This is a genomic window from Myxococcus vastator (genome assembly GCF_010894475.1).
Taxonomy (GTDB): Bacteria; Myxococcota; Myxococcia; order Myxococcales; family Myxococcaceae; genus Myxococcus; species Myxococcus vastator.
This window is the reverse complement of record NZ_JAAIYB010000260.1, coordinates 1-11,835: the sequence shown is the minus strand read 5'-3', so window position 1 is coordinate 11,835 and position 11,835 is coordinate 1. Positions and strand designations below refer to the sequence as shown.

Sequence of the window (11,835 nt, the reverse complement as noted above, 5' to 3'; positions counted from 1 at the left end):
CTCCACCTCTGCGCCCCAGGCCCCCCGCGAGTACCGGGCCGCCCGCGCGGCCGTCGCGGCGCTGTTCCTCACCAACGGCGCCATCCTCGCCAACCTCCTGCCGCGCTATCCGCAGCTCAAGGCCGACCTGGGCCTCAGCAACGCGCACTACGGGCTGGCGGTCGCCGCGTTCCCCAGCGGCGCGATGGTGGCGGGGCTCGCCGCCGGAGCGCTCATCCGCCGCTTCCGCTCCTCACGGGTCGCCGTCGCCGGCACGCTGCTGACGAGCCTGGGCGTGCTGGTCGCGGGCCTCGCGTCGTCGTGGTGGGCGCTCGCCGCTTCGCTCTTCTTCGCGGGCGGCATGGACGCCATCACCGACGTGGCGCAGAACTCCCATGGGCTCCGGGTGCAGAGACGCTATGGCCGGTCCATCCTCAACTCCTTCCATGCGATATGGAGCATCGGCGCGGTGGTCGGCGGACTCATGGGCGGGCTCGCCGCGGGACTGAACGTGCCCCGGGGCCTCCATCTGGGATGCTCCGCCCTGCTCTTCGCCGGGGTGTCCTTGATGGCGCTGCGCTACACGATTCCCGGCCCCGAGCCCATCGTCACCGTTGAACCCGCGGCCGCCGCGGCGCACCTGGGCAGCGTCCCCGCGCGGCGTCCGCCGACGGGGCGCGGGCGCATCTGGCTGATGTTCTCCGCGCTGGTCTTGATTGCCGTCGGCGGCATCCTCGTCGAGGACGCGGGCATGACGTGGGCAGCCGTCTACCTCTCCGGGACACTCGGGGCCACGGCCGCTGTCGCTTCATTCGGGTTCGTCGCCCTCGTGGGCGCGCAGTTCGTGGGCCGGCTGCTGGGCGATGGCATGGTGGACCGGTTCGGACAGCGCGCGGTCGCTCGGGCGGGCGGCGCCACCACGGCGCTGGGCATGAGCGCCGCGCTGTTGTTTCCCTCCATCCCGGGCACCATCGCGGGCTTCGCGCTCGCGGGCTTCGGCGTCGCCACGCTGGTCCCCGCCGCCATGCACGGCGCCGACGAGCTGCCCGGCCTTAGCGCGGGAACGGGTCTCACCGTCGTCAGTTGGCTGATGCGCCTGGGGTTCCTCGCGTCGCCCCCGCTCGTCGGGCTCGTCGCCGACAACGTGGGATTGCGCGTGGGTTTGCTCGGGGTGCCGCTCGCGGGGACCCTCGTCGTGCTGCTCTCCGGAGTCCTCGGCCAGGGGATTGCGCGCGCGCCGCCAGCGCCCTGACCGAGCGCTGGCGGTCCTTCGGCTCAGGCCGGACGTTCGATGCGGCCATCCGCGTGCCGGGCGAAGCGCCCTTCCTCTCGCGGATGGACCGGGTCATTGGCCGGCCAGGGCCAGCCGCCGAAGCCGGTGCGCTGGTAGTCCGCGAAGGCCTGCTGAATCTCCTCCCGCGAGTTCATCACGAACGGGCCGTACTGCACGACGGGCTCGCCAATGGGACGGCCCTGCAGCATCAACAACTCCGCCACGTCCGCGCCGTTCTCCAGCTCCACCGCGACGTCCGCCCGCAGCTCGACACCCTGCGACGGAGGAATGGCACGCCCCGCCACGCGCAGACTGGAGCCGAGGAAGAAGTACAACATCCGGTTGCTGCCAGGGGCCGCCGCCGGCAGCGTCCACCGCGCGCCCGGGGCCAGCTTGAGCGTCCAGATGGCCACGTCCGCCGCTTCCTGCGCCGCCCACGACCTGGGCGGCGGCGGTGGCGCCTTCACGTCTCCCAGGCTTCCAGCCACCACCGTGACTTCCGTGGCGCGCCCTTCCGCGTCCCGGGCGACGTGCCGGGGGATGACGTGGTTCCACAGCATGGAGAAGTGCGGCGCCACGAGCTTGTTCGCCCGCGGCAGGTTGAGCCAGATTTGAAACAGCTCCACCGGGTTCGGCTGGTCGCGCTGGAGCAGCGGGAACATCTCCGAATGGTTGATGCCCGCGCCCGCGGTGAGCCACTGCACATCCCCGCCGCCGAAGCGCGCCGCCGCCCCCAGGGAATCCGCGTGGTCGAGCAGGCCGCTGCGCACCACCGTGACAGTCTCGAAGCCCCGGTGCGGGTGCTGCGGGAAGCCGGGCACCACGGTGCCGTGATACATGTTCCAGCCGTCCCGCCTGTCGAAGTCCTGGCCCAGGTTGCGGCCCGCCAGCGAGGCGGACGGCCCCAGGCGCTCGTTTCCCACGGGGTACTTGTCGTCGTGGTGGACGCAGAAAAGGAACGGGTCCGGGGTCCGCCACGGCATCCCGAGCGGCTCCACACGAAGGACGGCTTCTGGTTGCTGACGCATCTGCGACGCCTCATCCCTTCCGGAGCCCCCTGAAAATTCCCTGGGTCGGGACTCCCTCCGCTGAGCGTAACAGCGAGCCCTCCGCGCCGCTTGCCCCGCCGTCCCAGGAACCTCAGGCCCACAGCTCCTGAGCGAGCGTGTCCACCATCGCCACGGCGACCTCGGGCGGGGGCAGCCCGGCCTCGGACACGAGCACGGGATTGACCGGCACGGCGGCCTCCTCGCGCAGGGCCTCCGCGGCCCGCTGCTTCGCCAGCCGGAGCACCTCCCGCTCCTCGTCCGACAGCCGCGCCTGCGCCCAGGCATCAATCTTCCACGAGAGCTCCGCGTGCCGCGTCTCGTCCTCCGCGATGCGAGCCATGGAGGCGCGCACCTCGTCGTCCTGGGCATGGAGCGACTGGTGCCGCGCCACCAGCGCGCCGAACGTCTCCCGCACGCAGCCCTCCACCGCGTTGTCCAGCGCCACCGCGAACAAGGAGCGGGGCGCCGCCGCGTCCACCCGTGGGGCCTGGGGCGTCGCGCCGTGCCGCCCCGCCAGCCGGGCGCTGACCTCCGTGTGCATGACCTCCTCCAGGGCGCTCATCAGCGCCGCGTCCTGCAGCGCGAGGTCCGCGCCATGCGCGGCCAGCTCCTCCCGGAGCAGCAGGAAGGCCTGGATGGACGCGGCCTCCAGGTGGGCAATGGCGGCGAAGTGCTGGCCCAGCACATCGTCACACGCCACCGAGCCCCGTGAGCGCAGTCCTTCGGGCCTGCGCCCCACGGCGCAGTTGTCCGTGCCCCGCTCGAGCACGTTGCGCTCCTCCTCCACCACCTCGCCCGTTGACGACACGCGCAGGGCATACTGCGTCAGCTCCGTCCCCTCACCACACGCCATGCCCTTGGTGCCGACGACGCCGAACGCGCCGTCGCCCAGCGCCTTCACCGCCCCATACTTGAGCCCGTCGCAGCGCACGCTGTAGCCCGCGGCAAAGGCAGTCAGCGCGGCCTCCTGCGTCGTGTCGATGGGCCCCAGGAACGACTTCAGGGCCTCCAGGGAGGCGATGGCAGACACCACGTCGCCGCGTGTCGTCGCGAGAAAATAGTCGGTGCAGATGAAACCGCAGGCGGCGCGGAACCCACTGGCGGGCGACAACGCCTCGAGCTCTGACAGACATGTCTGGGGCTGCGTCGCCGTCGCGCAAGGTGTTCCCGCGGAGGAGAGCGGGTTCGTTGGCACGGGCTCGCCAGCCGCATGGAAGCTCCGCAGCTGCACGAAGTCTGGCGCGACCGCAGGTGACAATCCCGTCACGGACAGCCCACCATTTTCACAAAGCGGCGGCTCATAGCCCGTCAGGTCCACTTCACCGTCACATCCGGCAAGGGTCAGGGGCGACAGGAGCGAGGCGCGAAGGGCCCGGGAGAAGAGCAGACGCAAGCGATTCGAATCCATGGGTGCAGGGCCTCCTTCAGATGGAAGTCCGCACCTCAGCAATGAAGATGCCAACGCCCGCGGGCCCTGGAACAGCGGACAGGCACGGTGAAATCCGGACGTTTCTTGCCTGCCCCGCTCAGAAACCTGAGGGGCATGCGCTCTTGGCTTGCGCGACTTCAAGAACGGCATTCCTGGCTAAATCAGTGACACTGAAACACGAGTCAAGGGCGACTCTCTCACAGTGTATGGCCAGGCAACCCGCGCGGTCGCCCGACACGCGCCGCGGGTTTTGTTTTCAGGCAAATGCCTGTGTCACACTGGCGCCGCAAGCCTGACGCAGGCAGCGCCTCACCCGGCCCGGTGAACGCGCTTCGGGGATGAGGTGCGGATGTTGTCGTGGTTCGGTATCGCAGTCGCAGTGCTGGCGCAGATGCCCGCCGACGGCGCAGCCCAGGTGAAGAAGGTAGACGGGCTGGTACCCGCGCTCCGGGAGATGGCCGCGGATCCCCTCGTCATCCAAGCGGTGCGTGAGCAGAACGCCCGCCGCGAAGCCCTGGACGCCATTCAAGCGCGGGACGCCGCCTGGATGGCGACGCCCGCGCTGACGCCTTTCAAGGAACGGCTGCTGAGCAGCGCCTGCTCGCGCGTCCTGAACCGGCACCGGTCGAAGCTGGGGCGCGTCATCGCCGAGGCCTTCGCCATGGACAACCAGGGCGCGCTCGTGGGCGCCACGCGGCGCACGTCCGACTACTGGCAGGGTGACGAGGAGAAGTTCCAGGTGCCCTTCACGCAGGGCCTCCAGCTGCGGGAGAAGCCCTTCTTCGACGAGTCATCGTAAGCCTTCGTCATCCAGGTCTCCTTCCCGGTCCGTGAGCGTGGACGGACCATTGGCGCGCTCTCCGTCGGCATCTCCCTGCTGGACCTCTGAGTCTCCTGCTCGCTCGACATCCCATGCGCTTCCTCGACGGAATGAAGCTTCGTACCCGCCTCATGCTGGCGGTGTTCCTGCTGGTCATTGGAGCCATCGCCCCGCTCAACCTCGTCGGCAACGCCTTCGCGGAGGAGGCGCTGCGGGAGCAGATCCACGCCACCCTGCAAGCGGAAGCGGAGGGGCTGCGGGAGCTGGTGGAGGCGGCGCTCACCGAACGTGAGGGCAACGCGCGCAGCTGGGCCGAAGACTCCATCCTCCGGGGCGCCCTGCTGTTCGACACCTTCGAGAAGAGCGACGCGGTGCTGGCCTCGCTCCAGAAGCGCCATGCCTCCTTCGCGGGGTTGGTGCTCTTCTCCGAGGACGGCCGGGCGCTCTCCGCCAGCGACCCCGCGCTGCTCAAGCGCTTCGCGAAACAGGAGCAGGCGGTCCGCGAGACGGCCTGGTTCAAGAACGCGAAGCAGCACCGGCTGGATGGCCATGGGCTCGCGCAGGTGGACCCCTTCTTCCAGAAGCGCGTGCTGTCCTTCGCGGTACCGGTCATCAGCCCCATCAGCCAGTCGCGCATCGGCATCCTGCTGGCGGCCTATGATTGGGGGCGCATCGGCGCGGAGGTCGAGGACGCGCTGGCGCGCGCGCACGAGCGGGGACAGAAGAGCTTCGCGCTGGAGGTCCTCTCCGCGGAAGGCACGCCCCTGTTCGACTCCCGCGAGGAGGGCGCGCAGCGCGCCACCGACGCGCTCCGGTTCGAGGCCCTGGACGGCAGGACGGAGGTGGACGTGGGAGATGGGTGGCGCTTCGTGGCGACCGTGTCTCCGCAAGAGGCCTACACCCCGCTCGAGCGGGGCTCCTGGATTGCCCTCATCCTGACGGCCGTGTCGTTGATTGCGAGCATGCTGGGCTCCTGGTGGCTGGCCCGGAGCGTGACGCGTCCCATCTCCACGCTCAGCGACGTCGTCGGCCGCATCGTGCGCGAAGGCGACCTGACGCAGCAGGTGGAGGTACCCGCCCGCCAGGACGAGGTCGGCGAGCTGGCCGCGTCCTTCTCCCAGATGATGAGCCACCTGCGGGAGTCCACCGCCAGCCTCCAGCAGGGCACGCGGGTGCTGGGACAGACGGTGGCCGAGCTGACCCGCGCCTCCGCCCAGCAGGAGCGCAACCTGTCCCGCCAGGCCGCCGCCCTCCAGGAGACCCAGACGACGGCGCAGGAAATCAAGCAGACGTCGCTGATGGCCGCGGACCGCTCCCAGGAGGTGCTCGGCGTCACCACGCGCGCCCGCGAGGTGGGCACCGCCGGCGAGGCCACCGTCAGCGCCAGCCTGGAGGGCTTCGAACAGCTGAGGGAACAGGTGGGGCGGATGGCCGGGAGCATCACCGCGCTGGAAGAGCGCACGCGCCAGATTGGCGGCATCACCCAGTCGGTGAAGGACCTGGCGGACCAGTCCAACATGCTGGCGCTCAACGCCGCCATTGAATCCGCGCGCTCGGGCGAGCACGGCAAGGGCTTTGGCGTGGTCGCCCGGGAGATTCGCAGCCTGGCGGACCAGTCCATCAGCTCCACGGGCCGCGTCCGCGAAATCCTCGACGACGTCCAGCGCGCCATCCGCGCCACCGCCTCGCTGTCCGAGGAGGGCCAGCGGCGCACCGAGGTCGGCCTGGACCAGGTGCGCGCCAGCGGTGAGAGCCTTCGTGAGCTGGCGGGCATCATCCAGGACAACGCCAACGCAGCGCAGCAGATCGCCGCCGCGGTGAGCCAGCAGAGCGCGGGGGTCTCCCAAATCTTCACCGCCGTGACGGACCTGTCCCGGATGATGGATGAGACGCTGCAGGGCATGAAGGCCACCCAGCAGACCACCCAGACCTTGCGCGACGTGGCGCAGCGCATGGAAGCGGTCGCGAGCACCTATCGCGTCTGACACCCGGTCCCGAGCTGGCCGCGTCTTGTCAAGCCAACAGCACCCCCTTGTATGACCACCGGCAGGCGAGCGAGCCTCCTGTCAAGCCCCGGGCCTACCACTGGGGGGTGAGGGACAGCCTTTCAGTCGGAGCCTATTGAATGGGCTCACACAGAAACGGACCCGCAGGGTTGCCTGACCCGGCAGGAAGGAAGCTCGCGTCGATGAACCTCTCCTCCCATGAATTCCTACTCCGGGACAAAGTCATCGCGGCGCTCAACAGCACCTTGTCCCTCCCCAAGGCGCTCGAATCCGCCCGGGCGCCCCTGCTGGAGCTGACACCCGCCGACTACGTGGGCCTGTGCCTCATCAACCTGGGTCCCATCGTCGAATTCCAATGGCTGGTGCCAAGCCACCGGCTGGCCCTGCTGGATGAGTATTCCAAGTGGGTTGATTCCGACTTCGTGCGGGCCCCCATCTTCGCCCAGCCGAGCGTGGTCCTCCGGGACTCGGAGATGATTACCCGCAAGGAACTGGAGCGCAGCGCGCTGTACCAGCGCAGCAAGGAGCTGGACCTGAGCCTGGAGCACGTCATGGCGGTGCTCCTGCCCGTGTATCCCCAGCTCCTGGGCGCCTTCACGCTCTACCGGGACCGCCGGCTGGCTTTCTCGGAGAAGGACGCCGCCTTCCTGACGAGCCTCACGCCCCACCTGCTGAACGCGGTGCGCAACTGCCGCGACATGCAGGCTGCCTCGACGGGCTCCCGGCTCCTGGAGGAGCTCTACAGCCGGCCCGACGCCGCCTACGTCGTGGTGGCGCCACCCTCACACGAGGTGCTGCGCTCACGCCGGGCCGCCACGCTGCTGGAGCGGTGGTTCAAGCCCTCGGACCTTCATTCCTCGGGGATTCCGCTCGTCCTCCTGGAGCGGCTGGGGGCCCTGACGCGGATGAGTCCAGACGCGCGGCTCCAGAACACGCGATGGGTCTCCCTCCACGGGGATTCGTATCGCGTGGTGCGCTTCGTCGAGCTCCCCGAAACCGAGGGCCCGCGTCAGTGGGCCCTGATTCTGAACGAGATTCCCTTGTCGATTCCGCTCCCCGAGACCATGCGCGTGCAGCTCACGGCGCGGCAGGTGGACATCGCGCAGGGCATGCTCCGGAACTGGTCCAACGAGCAGATCGCCAGCGAGCTGGGGCTCTCCGAGGACACCGTGAAGACGCACGTGCGCGACATCTTCCGCCGGCTGCAGGTCGACAACCGGACGGACTTCCTCTACCAGGCGGCCCACCTCAACAAGCCCGTCTGAGGAGGCGCTTCAAAAGCGCGGCAGCTCCAGCAGGTTGTCCGTGAGGATGCCATTGGCCTTCGTGCGCAGGTACGGAGGCCTGGCGTTGATGACCTCGACCTTCACGTCCCGGGGCCACGTCTGCACGCGGGCATCTCCCCCCGACTGGAGCCACTGGACCAGCTCCAGGCGGCTGCCCTCACCCAGCTCGTTGCCCTCCGTCCAGCGAAGGCGGGCGATGTGCTCGTGAAGCGCGCCTCCTTCGAGACGGATCTGGATGATGTAGCGCATGAAGACGCCTCCCACTTCGCGGACGACGATTCGAAGGGGAGGATGGCCTTCAAGCGCGAGCCTGTCTCTACCACCAGGGAGGTATGCGGCCCTCAGCGCTCGCGGAAGATGCCCGGGTAGATGCACCGCGTGGCGCGGGCGGAGAAAATCACCGCCGCCTGGTCCTCGGGGTCCGTCAGCGTCCGCAGCACCGCTTTCATCTCCGCCACGTGGTCCCCGTCCAGCGCGCCGTGGCTGCGCAGGAAGGTGACGGACTTGCGGATGTTCGGAATCGCGGCGGCCGCAATCAGACGCTCCACGACGCCGCTCGCGCGCGTCTGGGACAGGTACTCCAGCACGTACGCCGTCCCCAGCACCGCCGTCGGCACGCCGGACCGGGAGGTGAAGAAGTTCCAGCCGGTGTAGGCGTCCACCGCGGGGGTCCGCGCCGCGGCCTCCACGCGCGCCTCCGGGCACCCCAGGTTCTTCAGGTCCGACAGCAGCCACTTCTCGTGGCCGCGCTCCTCTCCGGCCTTCTGCACCAGCAGCTCCGCCAGGTGCGGGTGCCGGCCCTGGCGCTGGAGCCGGTGGCCCGCCTCCGCCAGCATCGGCGTGCTCCAGCGCGCATAGTGGTACGTCTGAATCAGGTAGTGGATGTAGCCCTCGGTGTCGATGGTGCCGTCGAAGAGGCGACGGGCGTCGGGCTGCGCGTCCAGCGCGGCCACCAACCCCCGGCCCTCCTGCTCCAGCACCGCTACCCAGTCCACCTGCGTCGGGCTCTGCACTTGCGTGTTCACGGACGTCTCCTGTTCCCGGGCCGTCTTCCGGTCCCCGGCTGCTGCGCGTTGAAGGTGAAGGGAAGGAAGCAGCGCCAGCGGCCTCAAGCGGCGCGGCGAAGGGGGTGCCGCGCCAGCGCGTTGAAGCGCGCCAGGGTGCTTGCGGGAATCTCATCCAGCGCGGCGATGAGCGGCAGGGTGAAGCGGCGAAAGCGGGCGTCGTAGAGGGGCTCGGAGATGAAGCGCGCCCCCATCTTCCGGGCGAAGAGCGTGGGCGCCCTCGGCACGCGCAAGCCGTCCAGCAGGCCATGCTCCGCGCGCAGCCGCTCCATGGGCGTGTAGTAGGGGTTGCTGGGGATGGCGGGCGCCTCCACCGGCTCCGGCACGTCCACGCGCCAGCGCGAGCTCATCCAGCCCCGGTAGGCGGCCACCTGGCAGGACAGCATCGCGTCCTCGCGCGAATCCGTGTCCAGGTTCGCGGACGCGAGCCAGTGCGTCACGCCGCGCCGCCGGCTCTCCTCGTAGATGCCCGCGTGCAGCCGGGTGACGGCCTCGGAGTGCCGCCAGCCGTCGAGCACGCAGAAGCGAGACGTCTCCGCGATGACCATCCCCGGGCGGACCACGTCCGACAGGTCCAGCTTCTGCTCCAGCTCCAGCCCCAGCCGTCCGCCGATGGCCTCCGCCACCTCCGGGTTGGGCAGCAGCAGCCGCAGCGTGGCCACTGGGGTCGCGTCCGCGTAGACGACCAGGTGCACGGTGGTGTCCAGCGTGTCGAAACAGCTCACCTCGCGGCGGGACGGCGACGTCCACCCCGTCATCAGCCCCAGCTCTCCGCCGAAGACGGCCCAGCGGACGCGGACCGCGTCGTCGAGCTCGCGTTGGGTGGTGACGACACGACAGTGCATGGACGTCATGGGTTTCTCCGGGAAGCGAAGCGGGTCCGGCGTCGCGCCGTCCTCGCCCTTTCATTCGCCGCCCAAGCCCCGAGTGCGCGCGCGCCCTGCTCTTTTTGCTCCCCGCGAAGCCAGGGCCCACGGAGTACGACGGGGAGCGTGTCCCAGGACACCGTCCGGGGTGGGCACCGCGAAGAAGCGCTGCGCCAACCCTGAGAATCTGGCGTAAGAAGCCGCGCATGGCGCGGACCCTCGATGGAACCGAAATCAGCCGGGTGATGCGGGCGGAGATGGCCCAGGACGTCGCGGCGCTTCAGGCCGCCGGCGTGACACCCGGACTCTCCGTGGTGCTGGTGGGCAACAACCCAGCGAGCCAGGCCTACGTCGCGAGCAAGACGCGGGCGTGCGAGGCCCTGGGAATGCGCGGCCAGACGCTGACGCTGCCCGAGGACGTGTCGAAGGAGGAGCTGTTCGCCGTCATCGACCGGCTGAACGCCGACCCAGCCGTGCACGGCATCCTGGTGCAGCTGCCGCTGCCGGCCCACCTGCCCTACAAGGCCGTCCTGGAGCACATCCACCCGGCGAAGGACGTGGACGGCTTCCACCCCATGAACGCGGGGCTGGCCTTCGTTGGAGACCCTCGGGCCTTCGTGCCCTGCACCCCCGCCGGCATCATGGAGATGCTCCGGCGCGAGGACATCCCCACCCGGGGCAAGCACGTGGTCATCGTGGGCCGCAGCCTCATCGTCAGCAAGCCGCTGGCGTCGCTGTTGATGGCGCCGGGCCCCGACGCCACCGTCACCCTCACCCACCGCCACACGCCGGACCTCGCGTCCTTCACGCGGCAGGCGGACATCCTCATCGTCGCGGTGGGCAAGCAGAACCTCATCACCGCGGACATGGTGAAGCCAGGCGTCGTCGTCATCGACGTGGGGCAGAACCGCGTCTCCGACGCGAGCTCGCCGCGCGGCTACCGCATGGTGGGGGACGTGGACTTCGATGCCATCCAGCCCATCGCCAGCGCCATCACCCCCGTGCCCGGCGGCGTGGGGCCGATGACCATCACCATGCTGCTGGCGAACACGCTCCAGGCCGCGCGGCAGGCCCGGTAGGGCCCAGGCGCGGAGAGGGAAGTACAGGGAACCGCGACGGCGTCGGCGAGGACTGGCCCCCGTCCGCGGCCACGCACCAGAAGACGCATCACACGAAGAAGTGCCTCCGGCGACGTCGCTCGTCTATCCTCGCGCCATGCCCACCCATGCGACGAAGGCCGCCGCCATCAGCGGGAAGGAGACAACTGTCCCGTTGCTCCCGTGCGTCTCGGCTGACGAAACATTGGAGTTCTACCAGGCGCTCGGCTTCGTCGTGACGTACCAGATGACCAGGCCGTATCTGTACCTGGCGCTGCGCTGGAGCAACATCGACCTGCACTTCGGCAAGGGCGCCAAGAACCTGGACCCGAGCGAGGAGAACTCGGGGGGCTGCCTGGTCATGGTGGACGCGGTGGAGCCCTACCACCGGGCCTTCACGGACGCGCTGCGCGCGAAGTACGGCAAGGTGCTGGCCACGGGCAGGCCTCGCATCACCCGGTTCAGGCCCGGCCAGAGCCGCTTCTCATTGGTTGACCCTACCGGCAACAACATCATCTTCATCCAGCGCGATGAGCCGGAAGACCTGGAGTACGGCGGCTCCGCGCAGCTCACGGGCCTGGCGAAGGCCATCGACAACGCGCGCATCCTGCGTGAGTTCAAGAATGACGACAAAGCCGCCGCGCGGGCGCTCGACATCGGGCTCGCCAGGTACGAGGCGGAGGCGCCCGTGGAGGACCGGGTTCGCGCCCTGGCCGCCCGCATGGAGCTGGCGGTTGCCCAGGGGGACGCCACGACGGGCCGGGCCTTGAAGCAGCAACTCCAGGCCTTGCCCCTCTCCGAGGACGCGCGGAGCCAATTGTCTGACGAGCTGAAGGCCGCGGAGCGGCTGGAGGAGTGGCTCGCCCAAACCCAACCTCCCGAGCCCGCGCCGTCCAAGCGCACGGGGCCCCCACGGCGGCCCAGATAGAGGCGGAAGCCGTGGACGAAGCCGTCGCGTCGCGCGCT

General features: G+C 69.7%; 11 protein-coding genes. 6 read left to right on the top strand and 5 right to left on the bottom strand.

The window, feature by feature from the left end; genetic code table 11:
* The coding region (locus G4D87_RS23555) for an MFS transporter (RefSeq protein ID WP_163784458.1) at nucleotides 1–1,231 on the top strand (1,231 nt) is incomplete at its 5' end.
* A 23-nt stretch (nucleotides 1,232–1,254) separates the two neighbouring features.
* Here the strand turns inward: G4D87_RS23555 and G4D87_RS23550 are convergent.
* Both G4D87_RS23550 and G4D87_RS23545 read right to left on the bottom strand, forming a co-directional pair.
* Entirely contained in the window at nucleotides 1,255–2,280 is a 1,026-nt protein-coding gene (locus G4D87_RS23550) for a pirin family protein (protein WP_163784457.1), read from the bottom strand.
* Between the two features lie 112 nt (nucleotides 2,281–2,392).
* Nucleotides 2,393–3,709, bottom strand: a complete 1,317-nt coding sequence (locus G4D87_RS23545; protein ID WP_205507697.1) for a ferritin-like domain-containing protein — start codon at nucleotides 3,707–3,709, stop codon at nucleotides 2,393–2,395.
* A 370-nt stretch (nucleotides 3,710–4,079) separates the two neighbouring features.
* On the opposite strand from G4D87_RS23545, the gene G4D87_RS23540 reads away from it, so the two are divergent.
* The 3 genes from G4D87_RS23540 (at nucleotide 4,080) to G4D87_RS23530 (ending at nucleotide 7,821) form a co-directional block, all read left to right on the top strand.
* The gene (locus G4D87_RS23540; RefSeq protein WP_240358526.1) at nucleotides 4,080–4,529 is read left to right on the top strand and encodes a hypothetical protein; all 450 of its coding nucleotides are present in this window, start codon (nucleotides 4,080–4,082) and stop codon (nucleotides 4,527–4,529) included.
* A 113-nt stretch (nucleotides 4,530–4,642) separates the two neighbouring features.
* Nucleotides 4,643–6,535: a methyl-accepting chemotaxis protein gene (locus G4D87_RS23535; RefSeq protein WP_163784456.1), complete on the top strand. Its 1,893-nt coding sequence runs from the start codon at nucleotides 4,643–4,645 to the stop codon at nucleotides 6,533–6,535.
* A gap of 203 nt (nucleotides 6,536–6,738) precedes the next feature.
* A complete protein-coding gene (locus G4D87_RS23530; RefSeq protein WP_240358525.1) occupies nucleotides 6,739–7,821 on the top strand; it encodes a helix-turn-helix transcriptional regulator in 1,083 nt (360 codons plus the stop codon).
* A 9-nt stretch (nucleotides 7,822–7,830) separates the two neighbouring features.
* Here the strand turns inward: G4D87_RS23530 and G4D87_RS23525 are convergent, their stop codons facing one another.
* The 3 genes from G4D87_RS23525 to G4D87_RS23515 form a co-directional block, all read right to left on the bottom strand.
* A complete protein-coding gene (locus G4D87_RS23525; protein ID WP_176409430.1) occupies nucleotides 7,831–8,091 on the bottom strand; it encodes a DUF3892 domain-containing protein in 261 nt (86 codons plus the stop codon).
* A gap of 92 nt (nucleotides 8,092–8,183) precedes the next feature.
* Nucleotides 8,184–8,867 (bottom strand): iron-containing redox enzyme family protein, encoded by a 684-nt coding sequence (locus tag G4D87_RS23520; protein WP_163784453.1) that lies wholly within the window; start codon nucleotides 8,865–8,867, stop codon nucleotides 8,184–8,186.
* 83 nt (nucleotides 8,868–8,950) lie between these two features.
* A complete protein-coding gene (locus G4D87_RS23515; RefSeq protein ID WP_163784452.1) occupies nucleotides 8,951–9,760 on the bottom strand; it encodes a GNAT family N-acetyltransferase in 810 nt (269 codons plus the stop codon).
* Between the two features lie 218 nt (nucleotides 9,761–9,978).
* Between G4D87_RS23515 and folD the strand changes: the two genes are divergently transcribed.
* The gene (gene folD, locus G4D87_RS23510) at nucleotides 9,979–10,851 is read left to right on the top strand and encodes a bifunctional methylenetetrahydrofolate dehydrogenase/methenyltetrahydrofolate cyclohydrolase FolD (RefSeq protein WP_163784451.1); all 873 of its coding nucleotides are present in this window, start codon (nucleotides 9,979–9,981) and stop codon (nucleotides 10,849–10,851) included.
* Between the two features lie 136 nt (nucleotides 10,852–10,987).
* Nucleotides 10,988–11,797: a DUF8817 family protein gene (locus G4D87_RS23505; RefSeq protein WP_163784450.1), complete on the top strand. Its 810-nt coding sequence runs from the start codon at nucleotides 10,988–10,990 to the stop codon at nucleotides 11,795–11,797.
* The last annotated feature ends 38 nt before the right edge of the window (nucleotides 11,798–11,835 follow it).